The sequence below is a fragment of the Stenotrophomonas sp. STEN013 genome, from assembly GCF_056760355.1.
Map to the genome: position 1 here is coordinate 15,236 of NZ_JBRREO010000007.1, position 14,744 is coordinate 29,979.

General features: G+C 66.8%; 14 protein-coding genes and 1 other RNA gene. 14 read left to right on the plus strand and 1 reads right to left on the minus strand.

The window, feature by feature from the left end:
* The first annotated feature begins 42 nt into the window (after positions 1-42).
* From rsmI to rnpB, 3 genes are all read left to right on the plus strand, one after another.
* Complete coding sequence (gene rsmI, locus ACVOMH_RS13255) at positions 43-879, plus strand: 16S rRNA (cytidine(1402)-2'-O)-methyltransferase (RefSeq protein WP_481552261.1); 837 nt, start codon at positions 43-45, stop codon at positions 877-879.
* Complete coding sequence (locus tag ACVOMH_RS13260; protein ID WP_481552262.1) at positions 872-1,594, plus strand: hypothetical protein; 723 nt, start codon at positions 872-874, stop codon at positions 1,592-1,594. Before rsmI ends, ACVOMH_RS13260 begins: the two co-directional genes overlap by 8 nt.
* Positions 1,595-1,654: 60 nt before the next feature.
* Positions 1,655-2,007: RNase P RNA component class A (gene rnpB, locus ACVOMH_RS13265), an RNA gene on the plus strand.
* A 198-nt stretch (positions 2,008-2,205) separates the two neighbouring features.
* Here the strand turns inward: rnpB and ACVOMH_RS13270 are convergent.
* The gene (locus tag ACVOMH_RS13270) at positions 2,206-2,976 is read right to left on the minus strand and encodes an NRDE family protein (protein WP_481552263.1); all 771 of its coding nucleotides are present in this window, start codon (positions 2,974-2,976) and stop codon (positions 2,206-2,208) included.
* Between ACVOMH_RS13270 and ACVOMH_RS13275 the strand changes: the two genes are divergently transcribed.
* The 11 genes from ACVOMH_RS13275 to murC all read left to right on the plus strand — a co-directional run bounded on the left by ACVOMH_RS13275 (position 2,899) and on the right by murC (position 14,736).
* Entirely contained in the window at positions 2,899-3,096 is a 198-nt protein-coding gene (locus tag ACVOMH_RS13275) for a hypothetical protein (RefSeq protein WP_481552315.1), read from the plus strand. The two genes, ACVOMH_RS13270 and ACVOMH_RS13275, sit on opposite strands and share 78 nt — an antisense overlap.
* 209 nt (positions 3,097-3,305) lie before the next feature.
* On the plus strand, positions 3,306-3,752 hold the full coding sequence (mraZ, locus tag ACVOMH_RS13280; RefSeq protein ID WP_054658865.1) for a division/cell wall cluster transcriptional repressor MraZ: 447 nt from the start codon (positions 3,306-3,308) through the stop codon (positions 3,750-3,752).
* A gap of 14 nt (positions 3,753-3,766) precedes the next feature.
* The gene (gene rsmH / locus ACVOMH_RS13285) at positions 3,767-4,735 is read left to right on the plus strand and encodes a 16S rRNA (cytosine(1402)-N(4))-methyltransferase RsmH (RefSeq protein WP_481552310.1); all 969 of its coding nucleotides are present in this window, start codon (positions 3,767-3,769) and stop codon (positions 4,733-4,735) included.
* Positions 4,732-4,995: a cell division protein FtsL gene (gene ftsL / locus ACVOMH_RS13290; protein ID WP_054658861.1), complete on the plus strand. Its 264-nt coding sequence runs from the start codon at positions 4,732-4,734 to the stop codon at positions 4,993-4,995. Before rsmH ends, ftsL begins: the two co-directional genes overlap by 4 nt.
* On the plus strand, positions 4,992-6,854 hold the full coding sequence (locus ACVOMH_RS13295; protein WP_481552264.1) for a peptidoglycan D,D-transpeptidase FtsI family protein: 1,863 nt from the start codon (positions 4,992-4,994) through the stop codon (positions 6,852-6,854). Before ftsL ends, ACVOMH_RS13295 begins: the two co-directional genes overlap by 4 nt.
* Entirely contained in the window at positions 6,851-8,386 is a 1,536-nt protein-coding gene (locus tag ACVOMH_RS13300) for a UDP-N-acetylmuramoyl-L-alanyl-D-glutamate--2,6-diaminopimelate ligase (protein ID WP_481552265.1), read from the plus strand. The genes ACVOMH_RS13295 and ACVOMH_RS13300 overlap by 4 nt, the downstream gene beginning before the upstream one ends.
* Positions 8,383-9,777 carry a UDP-N-acetylmuramoyl-tripeptide--D-alanyl-D-alanine ligase gene (locus ACVOMH_RS13305; protein ID WP_481522742.1) on the plus strand — a complete coding sequence of 465 codons (1,395 nt, stop codon included), beginning with the start codon at positions 8,383-8,385 and terminating at the stop codon, positions 9,775-9,777. The genes ACVOMH_RS13300 and ACVOMH_RS13305 overlap by 4 nt, the downstream gene beginning before the upstream one ends.
* Positions 9,767-10,852, plus strand: a complete 1,086-nt coding sequence (gene mraY / locus ACVOMH_RS13310; protein ID WP_481522743.1) for a phospho-N-acetylmuramoyl-pentapeptide-transferase — start codon at positions 9,767-9,769, stop codon at positions 10,850-10,852. The genes ACVOMH_RS13305 and mraY overlap by 11 nt, the downstream gene beginning before the upstream one ends.
* Complete coding sequence (ftsW, locus tag ACVOMH_RS13315) at positions 10,852-12,159, plus strand: putative lipid II flippase FtsW (RefSeq protein WP_481552266.1); 1,308 nt, start codon at positions 10,852-10,854, stop codon at positions 12,157-12,159. The genes mraY and ftsW overlap by 1 nt, the downstream gene beginning before the upstream one ends.
* Positions 12,159-13,256 (plus strand): undecaprenyldiphospho-muramoylpentapeptide beta-N-acetylglucosaminyltransferase, encoded by a 1,098-nt coding sequence (murG, locus tag ACVOMH_RS13320; RefSeq protein ID WP_481552267.1) that lies wholly within the window; start codon positions 12,159-12,161, stop codon positions 13,254-13,256. The genes ftsW and murG overlap by 1 nt, the downstream gene beginning before the upstream one ends.
* 43 nt (positions 13,257-13,299) lie before the next feature.
* The gene (gene murC, locus ACVOMH_RS13325) at positions 13,300-14,736 is read left to right on the plus strand and encodes a UDP-N-acetylmuramate--L-alanine ligase (protein ID WP_481552268.1); all 1,437 of its coding nucleotides are present in this window, start codon (positions 13,300-13,302) and stop codon (positions 14,734-14,736) included.
* Positions 14,737-14,744: the final 8 nt, after the last annotated feature.

Genomic DNA, 14,744 nt, shown 5'->3' on the forward strand with positions numbered 1-14,744 from the left:
GAAACGGTACGATTCTAACCTTGGCCCATGGAAATACCGATGATGAGTACCGCTGCTGCCACCTTGTATGTCGTTGCCACGCCGATCGGCAATCTGGCCGATCTGAGCCCGCGCGCGCAGGAGGTGTTGCGCACGGTGGCGGCGATCTGCGCCGAGGACACGCGCCATACCGGCCAGCTGCTGTCGCACTTCGGGATCAGCAAGCCGCTGGTGGCGCTGCACGACCATAACGAAGAGGCGATGGCGCAGCGCGTGGTGGCGCGTCTGCAGGGCGGCGAATCGCTGGCGGTGGTCAGCGATGCCGGTACGCCGCTGGTCAGCGATCCGGGCTTCCGGCTGGTGCGCGCCGCGCGTGCGGCGGGAATCAAGGTCAGCCCGGTGCCGGGTGCCTGCGCGGCGATCGCCGCGCTGAGCGTGGCCGGCTTGCCCAGCGACCGCTTCCTGTTCGAGGGCTTCCTGCCGGCCAAGGGTGCGGCGCGGCGCGATCGTCTGCAGCGGCTGGCCGGGGAAACGGCCACGCTGGTGTTCTACGAGTCTTCACACCGTATCGAAGAGTCGCTGGCCGACATGGTTGCCGTCTTTGGTGCCGAGCGTCCGGCGGTGATCGCCCGCGAGCTGACCAAGCTGTTCGAGACCGTGCTTGATGGCGATCTGGCGGGTCTGCTGGCGCAGGTCCAGGCCGATCCCAACCAGCGCAAGGGCGAGTTCGTGGTGATGGTGCAGGGCGTCGGTGACGATGAGGCGGGCAAGGTCGCCGAAGGCCGTCGCCTGTACGCCAGGCTCAACGAGCACCTGCCGCCGTCCACCGCCGCCAAGCTGGCCGCCGAACTGAGCGGTGCGCCGCGCAAGGCGCTGTACGGCCAGACAGGAAATGAGTGAGCTGAGCTGGCGGGCCGATTCTCCGGCCGCGTTGCAGGCGCAACTGGGGCTGGAGGGACTGCCGGCCGAGCAGGCTGCGCTGCTGGAGAAGAAGCCTCGTGAGCGCTGGCTGATGGCGGCGTGGCTGGCGGTCAATGCCGGCACGCTGGCCTATCCGCTGCGGGTGCACGGCAGTGAGCGTCCGGACTTCCTGCTCTCCGCCCCCGGGATGGCCATCGGTGTGGAGTGCATGGAGGTGGTGCCGGAGGAGCTGAAGCGGCTGCAGCCGCAGCTGCGTGAGATCAACTCCGGCTGGGTGCAGCCGGTGCTGGCGCCGGGCCAGCATGACTGGGACTGGTCCAACCCGCTGCTGCAGCGGCTGCTTGCGCCCAGGGGCGGCCGCCCCGGCTTCGATGACGAGGATCCGCAGGGCCTGTGGTTGGCGGTGATGCGTTGGGCGGTGGCCAAGAAGCGCGAGGTCATCGCCCGCCATGGCTTTGCGCGGCAGTCGTGCAACGTGCTGTTGCTGCATGACAACTGGCCGTTGCCAGCCATGCCCTGCGTGCGCCTGTATGAAGGAGCGGCGGCAACCCGCTGGCAGCACTTGATGGAGCGTTTGCAGCAGGCCCTGCAGGCGGAGTCGGCGTTTTCGGACTGGCAGCAGGTGGCGATCGTGCAGGCGCCGGTGGTGTGGCAGTTGCAGGCTGATGGGGTCGCGGCGCTGGAACGTGCCTGATCGGGCCGTTGCGCCGATGGTGGGTCAAATGCGGGCGCGCCGTGCGACAATGCGCGCGGCGGAGTCGGCCAGACAGTCGCGTCATCCTTTCGGGGATGCCGAGGAAAGTCCGGGCTCCACAGGGCAAGGTGCCAGGTAACGCCTGGGCGGCGCAAGCCGACGGAAAGTGCAACAGAAAGATACCGCCGAACGGTCCTTCGGGATGCGTGGTAAGGGTGAAATGGTGCGGTAAGAGCGCACCGCGAGTCTGGCAACAGACCGGCACGGCAAACCCCACCTGGAGCAAGACCAAATAGGGACCTAATGGCGTGGCCCGCGTCGGGTCCGGGTAGGTTGCTTGAGCGTATCGGTGACGGTGCGCCTAGAGGAATGACTGTCCACGACAGAACCCGGCTTATCGGCCGGCTCCGCCACTTTCCTCTCGTGCCTGCGCAAGCTCGGCTCTGCCCGATCCGCGGCGTCCGTGTTGGCGGGCTGCGCATGGCACCGGCCCCCGGATTCCGCTGTGGTTCTGCCGGTGAGGCTTGCCCGTCGACACAGTTCCTGGTCGTCTTTCGGCATTCGATATATACGGAGTGCTGGCGGATGCGGCCCTCCCCGTGCCGGTCTTGTCATTCCCCGGCGAGCGGAATCTCCAGTCGCGTTTCCCCGGTGAACCGGCCGTGCGGGCCGAAGCGGCGCTCGTGGATGAAGCCGCGGCCGTCATAGTCGATGGCGATCACGGTGCTGGCGCGGGTGCCGTAGTCCTGGCCGCGGATGAAGGCGGGCGCCAGGCGCCGCTCCAGCTCCAGTGGCATCCCGGTTGCCGGCAGTTCGGCATCGGCGGGCTGATGCTCGTCGGCCAGTGCGCTCCAGATCGGGTCCAGCGTGGTGCCGCTGCTGGCCACCCATCCTTCAACGGCATTGGCCAGGCGCCGGGTCTTCGGCCAAGGGGTGTCCGGGGCGCCGTTGGACATGCTGTGGATGCCGGGCGTCAATATCCGTGCTGCCGGCGGATGGTTGCCCAGATAGCAGCAGGTGTCGGCATCTGCCACCAGCAGGTTGAACGGGGCGAAGGCCGGGGCGCGGGCGGCAAGCGCGTTCGCGTAATGGCTGGTGTTTCGGGGATCGGCCAGATAACCGGCAATCAACTCGCCACGCGAAGGTCCATCGGCCTGGGCGCTGGGGGTACGCACATTGGTGACCACGGCGGCATGGCCGCGCAGGTTGACCCCCATCCAGCTGCCGCCCGAGCGCAGGTCGCGTCCCGCGATCACGTCGGCCTGTGGTTCTGGCCAGTGCTGCAGGGGGGCGGCCGGGCGTGCATGGAATTCATCGCGGTTGCCGGCCATCAGCAGGCGCCAGCGGGGATGGCATTTCCAGGCAAGGGCGACAAGGCACATGGCGCCAGTGTGCCGCGTCGCGCAGTTTCCAGCTATCCCAGGCTGAATGGTGGTGTAGTTGGCGGTCGCTTTTCACGCGATCTCTACAGTGCTGAATTTTATGAAAATCTTAAAATTTGAAATGAAACAGCCACTTGTGGATAAACCTTGAACAAGTCTCTAAACATCGCCGCAAACCATTGATGCGGCTGACGATTTTGTGTGTGGAAAGTTGTTGACAACCGGATGGCCACTGCTAAGGTGGGCATCAGAGGAAAAACCGGGTTTTTTGTGGTTTTTCGTGGTTCAATGATTTCCCCATACGCAAGCAGACGAACGGGTGCATTCGGGTGTTTCAGGGTGAGACGGCCATCACGGTTGACGACAAGGGACGCATGGCGGTGCCCACCGCCTACCGCGACCTGGTCGCGCGTGCCAGCGGCAACCGTCTTGTGCTGACCTACAACCCGTTCGAGGCCGGTTGCCTGTGGTTGTACGCAGAGCAGGAGTGGGAACGGGTGCGGGACGATGTGATGGCCAAACCCAATACCCAGCGCGTGGTGCGCACCCTGCAACAGAAACTTGTCGGTTCCGCTGCCCATCTGGAACTGGATGGCAACGGCCGCATCAGCCTTCCGTCGAGCCATCGCAGCGCGGTGGGCATTGAAAAGAAGGCGGTATTGATGGGAATGGGTGACAAGTTCGAATTGTGGAGCGAGCAAGCGCATCGCGCACTGATCCAGCAGACGTTGTCTGACGAGGATCTGGGCGATGGGCTGCTCGACCTGAAGTTGTGAGCCGGGGTGCCCGGGTGCGCGGTCAAGCGCAAGCCGGTCACCCTCCGGTGTCGCAGCCGCCGGCGGCTCATCTGCCGGTGCTGTACACCCAGGTCCTGCAGGGCCTGAGGGTGATCGAAGATGGTACGTATCTGGATGGCACGTTCGGTCGCGGCGGTCACGCCGGCGGCGTGCTGCGCCTGCTCGGTCCGAATGGACGCCTGCTGGTGATGGACAAGGATCCCGAGGCCATTGCCGTGGCCGAGCGTGATTTCCTGCCCGATGGCCGCGTGGCGATCTACCGTGGCAGCTTCGCCGATCTGTTGAACTGGGAGCAAACCGCCGCCGGTCTGGACGGTGTGCTGTTCGATCTGGGCGTGTCCTCGCCACAGCTGGACGTGGCCGAGCGCGGTTTCAGCTTCGGCAAGGACGGTCCGCTGGACATGCGCATGGACCCCGATTCGGGCGAGAGCGCGGCGCAGTGGCTCAACCGCGCCGAAGAGCGCGAAATCGCCGATGTGCTGTTCAACTATGGCGATGAGCGGCAGAGCCGCCGCATCGCCCGTGCGATCGTGGCCCGCCGCGCGACCCAGCCGTTCAGCCGCACCGCCGAGCTGGCCGAGCTGATCGCCTCGGTGATGCCACGCGGCAAGGACAAGATCCACCCGGCCACGCGCAGCTTCCAGGCCATCCGCATCCACATCAACCGCGAATTGGCCGACCTCGAGGCCGGGCTGGAGGCGGCGATGGCGCGGCTCAAGCCCGGTGGCCGGCTGGCGGTGATCAGCTTCCATTCGCTGGAAGACCGTATCGTCAAGCAGTTCATGAACCGCCACGCCAAGGCGCCGCCGGCCAATCGCCGTCTGCCCGAAGCCAGTGTGTTCGTGCCGACGCTGGATCTGATCGGTGGTGCGATCAAGGCCGAGGACGACGAGCTGGCAGTCAATCCGCGCGCGCGCAGCGCGGTGCTGCGCGTGGCCGAAAAACGTGAGGTGGCCGCATGAGCCGCCTGCTGCTGATCGTGCTGCTGGCCTGCACCATCGCTTCGGCGATCGGGGTGGTGTTCATGCGCCACCGCCATCGGCAGCTGTTTGTGGAACTGTCGCGGCTGGAACACGCCCGCGACGAGCTCAACATCGAGTTCGGCCGTCTGCAGCTGGAGCAGGCCACGCTGGCCCAGGCCACGCGGGTGGACCAGGAGGCGCGTGGCCGTCTCGGCATGAAATTTCCGGAAGCCACCGACATCGTGGTGATCCGCCCATGAACCCGCCCGTGCGCAACCGCAATCGCAGCCAGTTCAACCTGCGTACCCGCATGTTGATGGTGGGCGCTGGCCTGGGTCTTTGCGCGGTGGCGCTGGTGGGCCGTGCGGCCTATGTGCAGCTGGTCAACAGCGAGTTCTACCAGCGCGAGGGCGAGGCGCGGTTCCTGCGCGAAGTGCCGATCGCCACCTCGCGCGGCATGATCACCGACCGCAATGGCGAGCCGGTGGCGGTGTCCACGCCGGTAGCCTCGATCTGGGTCAATCCGCAGGAGCTGCTGCGCGCGCCCGAACGCATCCCCGAGCTGGCGCAGGCGTTGTCGCTGTCGGCCGACGAGCTGACCTCCAAACTGACGCAGAAGGCCGACAAGGAATTCATGTACCTGCGCCGGCGCATGAATCCGGACGTGGCCGAGCAGGTGGTCGCGCGGAAGATTCCCGGCGTGTTCTCGCAGCGCGAGTTCCGTCGCTATTACCCGCAGGGGGAGGCGATGGCGCATGTGCTGGGGTTCACCAATATCGACGACCACGGCCAGGAAGGCCTCGAGCTGGCCTTCGACGAATGGCTGCGTGGCAAGCCCGGCGCCAAGAAGGTGATCCGCGACCGCAAGGGCGCTATCGTGGAAAGCATCGATCTGGTGCGCGCCGCCGAGCCGGGCAAGGACCTGACCCTGAGCATCGACCGCCGCATCCAGTTTTTGGCCATGCGCGAGCTGCGCAATGCCGTCACCCAGAACAAGGCGGCCGGCGGCTCGATCGTGGTGATGGATGTGGCCACCGGCGAAGTGCTGGCCATGGCCAACCTGCCCACCTACAACCCGAACTCGGTCGGCGGCGCGACCCCGGACACCCGGCGCAACCGGGCGGTGACGGATCTGGTCGAACCGGGCTCGACGATGAAGCCGTTGACCATCGCCACCGCCTTGCAGAACCAGGTGGTGACACCCGATACGGTCATCGACACCAATCCGGGCTACATGTCGCTGGGCCGCTACACCATCCGGGACGTACCGCGGAACAACGGCGTGCTCAACGTCACCGGCGTGATCACCCGCAGCTCCAATATCGGCGCGGCCAAGATCGCCGCGCAGATTCCGGACCAGGTGTTCTACAACTCGGTCCGTGCCTTTGGCTACGGCGCGGCACCGGGCAGTGGTTTCCCCGGCGAATCCTCCGGGCTGGTGCCGGTGCCGGGCAGCCCCGGCTGGTATGGCACCACCAAGACCACGATGTCCTACGGCTATGGCCTGAGTGTGACGCCGCTGCAGATCGCGCAGGCCTATTCGGCGCTGGCCAACGGCGGCCAGGTCATCACACCGACCTTCGTCAAAGGTCAGCGCAACGAGGCACGGCAGGTGCTGGATGCGAACGTGGCGCAGGAAGTGGTGCGGATGATGGAAACGGTGGTCACCAACGGCGGCGCCAAGCAGGCGGCGATCCTGGGCTACCACGTCGCCGGCAAGACCGGTACCGCGCGCAAGAACGGTCCACGCGGCTACGAGCGCGGGCACTACAACCTGCTGTTCGCCGGCGTGGTGCCGGCCACTGCACCGCGCTTTGCCGCGGTGATCGTGGTCAACGACCCACGCGGCGCGCTGCAATACGGTGGACTGGTGTCCGCCCCGGTATTCCACCATGTGATGGAGGGCACCCTGCGGCTGATGGACGTGCCGCCGGACGACATCCAGTCGTGGCTGGCCGCGCAGGCCGCCGGCAAGGTCGGCGGTAAGCCGGGCAGCAGCGCCGTGCCCCTGCCCATCCCGCAGGATGCTGCCGATACTCCCAACGCCACCGCCGAATTCGACGCCGCACTGCCCAGCGCCAGTGCCCAGGTACCTGCCACCACGGAGGTACGCCCGTGAGCCGCACCATGAAGCTGTCGCAGTTGTTGCCCGATCTGCCCCTGGCACAGGACCCGCAGATCAGCGGTCTGGTGCTGGATTCGCGCCATGTGCGCGCTGGCGATGCGTTTGTGGCCATTGCCGGTTTCGGCGCGCACGGGCTGGGTTTTGTCGAACAGGCCAGGGCCGCCGGTGCGGCTGCGATCCTGTTCGATCCACCGGCGCCGGCCGAACTGCCGGCCCCGGCCGATGCCATCGCCGTGCCCGACCTGCGTTCGCGCATGGGCGCGATGGCCGACCAGTTCCACGGCCAGCCGTCGCGGGCGATGACGATGGTGGGTGTCACCGGCACCAATGGCAAAACCTCGACCGTGCAGCTGCTGGGCCAGGCCTGGCAGCTGCTGGGCATTGTCAGCGGTTCGATCGGCACGCTGGGCGTGGGCCTGTACGGTGATGTGGTGCCGACCGGCTTCACCACTCCACTGGTGTTGCAGATGCATGAAGTGCTGGCCCAGCTGCGCGATGGCGGTGCCAGGGCGGTGGCGATGGAAGTCAGCTCGCATGCGCTGGACCAGGGCCGTGTGGATGCCGTGCATTTCGATGTGGCGGTGTTCACCAATCTCACCCGCGACCATCTGGATTACCACGGCAGCATGGAAGCCTATGGCGCGGCCAAGGCCAGGCTGTTCCATCGTCCGGGCCTGAAGGCGGCGGTGGTCAATCTGGACGACGCGTTCGGCCGCGAACTGATCAGCACCCTGGCGACCGGCGTGCAGGCCATTGGGCTGAGCTCGACCGGCCAGGCCGGCGCCACGGTCCGTGCCGAAAACCTTGTGCTGGACGGGCAGGGGCTGGGCTTCGATCTGCTCATCGGCGATGAACGCCATGCGCTGCGCTCGCCGCTGCTGGGCCGCTTCAACGTCGACAACCTGCTGGCGGTGGCCGGCGCGCTGCATGGTCTGGGCCAGTCGGCGGCGACCATCGCCCGGGTGCTGGGCCAGCTGCAGCCGATCCGTGGCCGCATGAACCGCCTCGGCGGCCAGGGCGAGCCGACCGTGGTCATCGATTACGCCCACACTCCCGACGCGCTGGAACAGGCGCTGCGCAGCCTGCACGGCCATCTCGACGGCCGCCTGCTGTGCGTGTTCGGTTGCGGTGGCGAGCGTGATACCGGCAAGCGGCCGCAGATGGCGGCCATTGCCGAGGAACTGGCCGACGTGGTGTTCGTCACCGACGACAATCCACGTGGCGAAGATGGCGACGTGATCGTCGCCGACATCATGGCCGGGTTCGCCGTGCACGGAGGCACAAGTGGTGCGGTCGCAGGACGCGAAGGAGCACCACGCCTTGCCGAGATCAACGTGGTGCGCGATCGCGCCCGCGCCATCGGCGCCGCGGTCGCGCAGGCCGGCCCCGGCGACATCGTGCTGGTCGCCGGCAAGGGCCATGAGCCGTATCAGGAGATCGCGGGCATCAAGCATCCTTTCGATGACACCGAAGTGGCTTCGCGCGCGCTGCAGGCACGTTCGGCGAACGGGGAGGTGAACGCATGAAGCGCACCCCGCTGTCGCTGATCGCCCATTGGGCCGGCGGCGAAATCCACGGCGATGACGTGAGCATCGACGCTGTCGGCAACGATACCCGTACGCTGGCGCCGGGCAGCCTGTATGTGGCGCTGCGCGGCGAGCGTTTCGACGGCCACGCGTTTGCGGCCGATGCGCTGGCCGCCGGGGCCGGCGCGCTGCTGGTCGACACCCTGCAGCCGCTGGACGTGCCGCAGGTCGTGGTTGCCAACACCGAGCTGGCGCTGGCGAAAATCGCCGCGGCCATGCAGCAGGGGCGCGACACCGGCGTGTTCGCCATCACCGGCAGCAACGGCAAGACCAGCGTCAAGGCGCTGCTGCTGGCGATCCTGCAGCATGTCCAGGCCGTGGAACAACGTCAGGTCTACGCCACTCCCGGCAACCGCAACAACGAGATCGGCCTGCCGCTGGCGGTGATCGATGCGCCGGAAGATGCCGACTACGCCGTCTACGAGATGGGTGCCGGCAAGCCGGGTGATATCGCCTATCTCACCGACATCGCCCGTCCGCGCTACGCGCTGGTCAACAACGTGGCGGCCGCCCACCTGGAACGCATGGGCAGCCTGCTCGGCGTGGCTACCACCAAGGGCGCCATCTACGCGGCGCTGCCGGAAGCGGGCGTGGCGGTGATCAATGCCGACGATGCGTTCGCACCGTTCTTCGAGCAGCATTTCCTCGGTACCCCGGCGCGCTGCCAGGTGCTGCGCTTCGGCCTGGAACACAGTGCCGAAGTGCGTGCCACGGAGATCGTGCTGGCCGCCGAGGGTTCGCGCTTCACCCTGGTAACACCGCAGGGCCAGGCCGCGGTGGCACTGCAGTTGCCCGGTCGCCACAACGTGCTCAACGCGCTGGCAGCCGCTTCGCTGGCGCTGGCCGCCGGCATCGCCTTGCCCCAGGTGGTCGAAGGCCTGGCGCAGGCGCGTCCAGTGGCCGGCCGACAGATCGCCCACACGCTGGCCACGGGTGCGGTGCTGATCGATGACAGCTACAACGCCAATCCCGGCTCGCTGGCTGCGGCGATCACCGCGCTGGCCGCCGGCAAGGACGAGGGCTGGCTGGTGCTGGGCGACATGCGCGAACTGGGCGAGGGCGCGCAGGCGCTGCACGCGCAGGCCGGGCAGCGCGCCCGCGAGGCCGGCATCAAGCGGCTGTACACGCTGGGACCGCTGAGCGAGGCGGCCTCGAAGGCGTTCGGCGAGGGCGGGCGTCATTTTGACAGCCATGCCGCGCTGGCTGCCGCGCTGCAAACCGAACTTCATGCTGGCGTGCGTTGCCTGGTCAAAGGCTCGCGCGGCAGCGCCATGGACAAGATTGTGACCACGCTGCTGCAGCGTGGCGAGGACACACCGCATGTTGCTTGAACTGGCCCGTTGGTTGCAGCAGCTGGACGATCTGTTCCGGCTGTTCAACTACATTACTTTCCGCGGCATCCTGGCGGCGCTGACCGCGCTGTCGCTGTCGCTGTGGCTGGGACCGGCGGCCATCCGCCGCCTGGCACAGCTCAAGGGGGGGCAGCCGATCCGCAAGGATGGCCCGCAGTCGCATTTTTCCAAGGCCGGCACGCCGACCATGGGCGGCGGCCTGATCCTGACCACGGTGCTGATCTCGGTATTGCTGTGGGGCGATCTGCGCAACCGTTACGTGTGGCTGGTGCTGGCGGTGATGCTGTGCTTCGGCGCGATCGGCTGGTACGACGACTGGATCAAGATCGCCAGGCGCGATCCCAATGGCTTGAAGTCGCGCTGGAAGTACCTGCTGCAATCCATTTTCGGTCTGGCCGCGGGCCTGTTCCTGTTCTACACCGCCGACGTGCCGGCCGCGCTGACGTTCTATATTCCGATGTTCAAGTCGATCGCGCTGCCGCTGGCGGGCATCAGCTTCGTGACCATCGCCTACTTCTGGATTGTCGGCTTCTCCAATGCGGTCAATCTGACCGATGGCCTGGATGGCCTGGCGATCATGCCGACGGTGCTGGTGGCCTGTGCACTGGGCGTGTTCGCCTACGCCTCGGGCAACGCGGTGTTCTCCAGCTACCTGCAGATTCCGCAGATCCCCGGCGCCGGTGAGCTGGTCATCATCTGCGCGGCGATCGCCGGTGCCGGTCTGGGTTTTCTGTGGTTCAACACCTATCCGGCGATGGTGTTCATGGGCGATGTCGGCGCCTTGGCGCTGGGCGCGGTGCTGGGCACCATCGCGGTGATCGTGCGCCAGGAACTGGTGCTGGTGATCATGGGCGGCGTGTTCGTGATCGAGACGCTGTCGGTGATGATCCAGGTGGCCTCGTTCAAGCTCACCGGCAAGCGCGTGTTCCGCATGGCGCCGATCCATCACCACTTCGAGCTGAAGGGCTGGCCGGAGCCGCGCGTGATCGTGCGCTTCTGGATCATCTCGGTGGTGCTGGTGCTGATCGGCCTGGCAACCTTGAAGGTGCGCTGATGGACGACCACTCGCGTCAGGCAACCCGGCTCGAAGCCATCGGCGGCAGCTACGACAAGTGGCTGCTGGGCGCGGCCGTGGCGCTGGCATCGATCGGGATCGTGATGGTGGCGTCCAGCTCCATCGCGCTGACGCAGAGTCCGTTCTACTACCTGACCCGCCACCTGCTGTTCATCGGCATCGGTGTGGTGCTGGCGGCGGTGGTGCTGCGGGTGGAGTTGAAGGAAATCGAGAAGTACAACCAGCTGCTGCTGCTGGGCTGTTTCGCCCTGCTGATCGTGGTGTTCATTCCCGGCCTGGGTAGCAGCGTCAACGGCGCGCAGCGCTGGATCAACTTGGGCGTGTCCAAGTTCCAGACGGTGGAGGCGGTGAAGGTGCTCTACATCGTCTGGCTGTCCAGTTATCTGGTGCGCTTCCGCGACGAGGTCAACGCCACCTGGCTGGCGATGCTCAAGCCGGTGGGCGTGGTCGGCGTGCTGGTGGTGCTGCTGCTGCTGCAGCCGGACTTCGGTTCCTCGATGCTGCTGCTGGGCATCACCACCTGCATGCTGTTGCTCGGTGGCGCACAGATCAAGCGCATCATTCTGCCGGTGCTGCTGATGCTGCCGGCGCTGGTGCTGCTGGTGATCTTCGAGCCGTATCGCATGCGCCGCGTCACCTCGTTCATGGATCCATGGGTGGACCAGCTCGGCTCGGGCTACCAGCTGTCCAACGCGTTGATGGCGATCGGCCGCGGCGAATGGACCGGCGTCGGTCTGGGCGCCTCGATTCAGAAACTGAACTACCTGCCCGAATCGCACACCGACTTCATCTTCTCGGTGATCGCCGAAGAGCTGGGCTTCCTGGGCGTGTGCACGATCATCGTGCTGTATGCGCTGCTGGTGGGGCGTGCGTTCTGGCTGGGCATACGCTGCATCGAGATGCGCCGTCATTTCGCCGGCTATATCGCCTTCGGCATCGCGTTGTGGATCGGCCTGCAGACGTTCGTCTCGATCGGCGTGAACCTGGGCATGCTGCCGACCAAGGGACTGACGCTGCCGCTGATTTCTTCCGGTGGTTCCAGCGTGATGATGACCTGCGTGGCGATGGGCCTGTTGCTGCGCGTGTCTTATGAATACAACCGCGTGGTGCGTCGCCAGGAAGTGCGCGAGGACATCGATCTGGCCGATGCGGTCCTGACCGAAGCGCCACCGGCCGGCGAACCGGCCACGGCAACGGCCATTGCCGCGGCCATGCAGACCGGCGCCCCGCGTGGTACCAGTCGCATGCCGCAGCGGGTCGAACCGACCTTCGGGAGGATCGCGTGATGGCCGCGCCGAACACCTCGCAGGACGCACGCCCGGTGATGATCATGGCCGGCGGCACCGGTGGTCATATTTTCCCGGGTCTTGCGGTGGCCAAAGTGCTGCGCGAGCGCGGGATTCCGGTGACCTGGCTGGGTGCCGAGGGCGCGATGGAAACCCGGCTGGTGCCGCAGCACGCTATCCCTATCGATACGCTTGCCATCAGTGGCCTGCGCGGCAAGGGCAAGCTGGCCCTGCTGGGCGCGCCGCTGCGGGTGATGCGTGCGATCCGCAGTGCCGGCTATGTGCTGCGTGACCGCAATCCACGCGCGGTGGTGGCTTTTGGCGGTTTCGCCTCCGGCCCGGGCGGCATGGCCGCGCGCCTGCATGGCCTGCCGCTGCTGGTGCACGAACAGAATCGCGCACCGGGTATGACCAACCGCATCCTGTCGCGCTTTGCGCGCCGTGTGCTGTCGGGTTTCCCGGGTAGCTTCGCCGGTGGGCGGGAAGAAGTGGTTGGCAATCCAGTGCGTGCCGAGATCGCCGCATTGCCGGCGCCGGAGCAGCGTCTGACCGGTCGTATCGGACCGATGCGGGTGCTGGTACTGGGCGGCAGCCAGGGGGCGCGCGCGTTGAACAATGCCATGCCCAAGGCCCTGGCCGCGCTGGGCAACAGCGTCGCCCTCGAGGTCTGGCACCAGTGCGGTGAGAAGCTGCACGAAGAAGCCCTGCAGGCCTATCGCGCAGCGGGGGTGGAAGGCCGCGTCGACATGTTCATCAAGGACATGGCGGCCGCCTACGGCTGGGCCGATCTGGTGGTGTGCCGTGCCGGCGCCTCGACCCTGGCCGAACTGTGCGCGGTGGGGATCGGCAGCGTCCTGGTGCCGTTTGCCGCCGCGGTGGACGACCACCAGACCCGCAACGCCGAATACCTGGTCGAACGCGGTGCCGCCGAGCTGCTCAGGCAGGACGACGCGCTGGCGATCAATCTGGAGGACGTGCTGCGCACGTTGGCCACCAATCCCGCCGGACGCATGCAGATGGCGCACGCCGCGCGTGCGCTGGCCAAGGTCGATGCGGCCGAACGCATCGCAGACATCATTCTTGAGGAAGCAGTATGAAAACGGCATCGCGCCCCCGCGCCCGCCACACCGGAGGCCGGGCATGATCCGCCGCCTTCACGACACCACCGATCTGGTGCGCGCGTTCCCGCGCGTGCATTTTGTCGGCATCGGCGGCACCGGCATGAGCGGCATCGCCGAAGTGATGCTGACGCTGGGCTACGAGGTCTCCGGTTCGGACAATGCCGACAACGCCGCCACGCGCCGTCTGGCCCGGCTGGGCGCGCGCGTGATGCGGGGCCATTCGGCGGCCAACGTGCTCGGCACCGACTGCATTGTCGTGTCCAGCGCCATCCGTGAAGACAACCCGGAACTGATGGAAGCGCGCAGCCAGCGCATTCCGATCATGCCGCGTGCGGCGATGCTGGCCGAGCTGATGCGCTTCCGTCGTGGCATCGCCGTGGCCGGTACCCATGGCAAGACCACCACCACCTCGCTGACCGCCGCGGTGCTGAGCGAAGGCGGAATGGATCCGACCTTCGTCATCGGCGGTCAGTTGCTGGCCGCCGGCGCCAACGCCAGGCTCGGCGGTGGCCAATGGCTGGTGGCCGAAGCCGATGAGAGCGATGGCAGCTTCCTGCGCCTGAATCCGCTGGTGGCGGTGATTACCAACATCGACGCCGACCATCTTGAAAACTACGGCAACGACTTCGCCCGCGTGCAGGCCGCCTTTGCCGAGTTCCTGCAGCGCCTGCCGTTCTATGGCCTGGCGGTGTTGTGCATCGATGATCCGGAAGTCGCCGCGCTGGCGGCGAAGACGCCGCGTCACGTGATGAGCTACGGCCTGAGCAGCAATGCCGATGTGCGCGCCGAAGACGTGATGCAGGATGGCCCGCGCATGCGCTTCACCCTGCGCCTGCCCGAAGGCAGCAGCGTGCCGGTGACATTGGCGCTGCCCGGCAGGCACAACGTGCTCAATGCGCTGGCCGCCGCGGCGGTGGCTTGGCAGCTGGGGGTCGCGCCGGAGACGATTGCCATCGCACTGGAGAAATTCGAAGGTGTGGGCCGCCGTTTCAACGATCTGGGCGAAGTCACCACCCACAAGGGCGCCAAGGTCCGCGTGATCGATGACTACGGTCACCATCCGCGTGAGCTGGAAGCGGTGTTCGCCGCCGCGCGCGGGGGGTGGCCGACCCAGCGTCTGGTGGTCGCCTTCCAGCCGCATCGTTACAGCCGTACCCGCGACCAGTTCGACGCGTTTGCGGCAGTGCTGTCCGAAGTCGATGCGCTGGTACTCAGCGAGGTCTATGCCGCCGGCGAGGCGCCGATTCCTGGTGCCGACTCCCGATCGCTGGCCCGCGCGATCCGCGCGCGCGGTCGCAGCGAGCCGGTGGTGGTCGGCAGTGCGGCCGATCTGGTTTCGGTGCTGCCCGATGTGCTGCAGGACGGCGACCTGCTGTTGATGATGGGCGCCGGTGACATCGGCCATATCGCCCAGCAGATCATCACCGACGGCTTCAAGGAGACGGCGGACAAATGATCCTCATC

Bases quoted from the DNA above. Each gene is read 5' to 3' on its own strand.
- rsmI (WP_481552261.1), top strand. From the start codon at position 43: ATGAGTACCGCTGCTGCCACCTTGTATGTCGTTGCCACGCCGATCGGC.
- ACVOMH_RS13260 (WP_481552262.1), top strand. From the start codon at position 872: ATGAGTGAGCTGAGCTGGCGGGCCGATTCTCCGGCCGCGTTGCAGGCG.
- ACVOMH_RS13275 (WP_481552315.1), top strand. From the start codon at position 2,899: ATGGAATTCATCGCGGTTGCCGGCCATCAGCAGGCGCCAGCGGGGATG.
- ACVOMH_RS13270 (WP_481552263.1), bottom strand. From the start codon at position 2,976: ATGTGCCTTGTCGCCCTTGCCTGGAAATGCCATCCCCGCTGGCGCCTG.
- ftsL (WP_054658861.1), top strand. From the start codon at position 4,732: ATGAGCCGCCTGCTGCTGATCGTGCTGCTGGCCTGCACCATCGCTTCG.
- ACVOMH_RS13295 (WP_481552264.1), top strand. From the start codon at position 4,992: ATGAACCCGCCCGTGCGCAACCGCAATCGCAGCCAGTTCAACCTGCGT.
- ACVOMH_RS13305 (WP_481522742.1), top strand. From the start codon at position 8,383: ATGAAGCGCACCCCGCTGTCGCTGATCGCCCATTGGGCCGGCGGCGAA.
- mraY (WP_481522743.1), top strand. From the start codon at position 9,767: ATGTTGCTTGAACTGGCCCGTTGGTTGCAGCAGCTGGACGATCTGTTC.
- ftsW (WP_481552266.1), top strand. From the start codon at position 10,852: ATGGACGACCACTCGCGTCAGGCAACCCGGCTCGAAGCCATCGGCGGC.
- murG (WP_481552267.1), top strand. From the start codon at position 12,159: ATGGCCGCGCCGAACACCTCGCAGGACGCACGCCCGGTGATGATCATG.
- murC (WP_481552268.1), top strand. From the start codon at position 13,300: ATGATCCGCCGCCTTCACGACACCACCGATCTGGTGCGCGCGTTCCCG.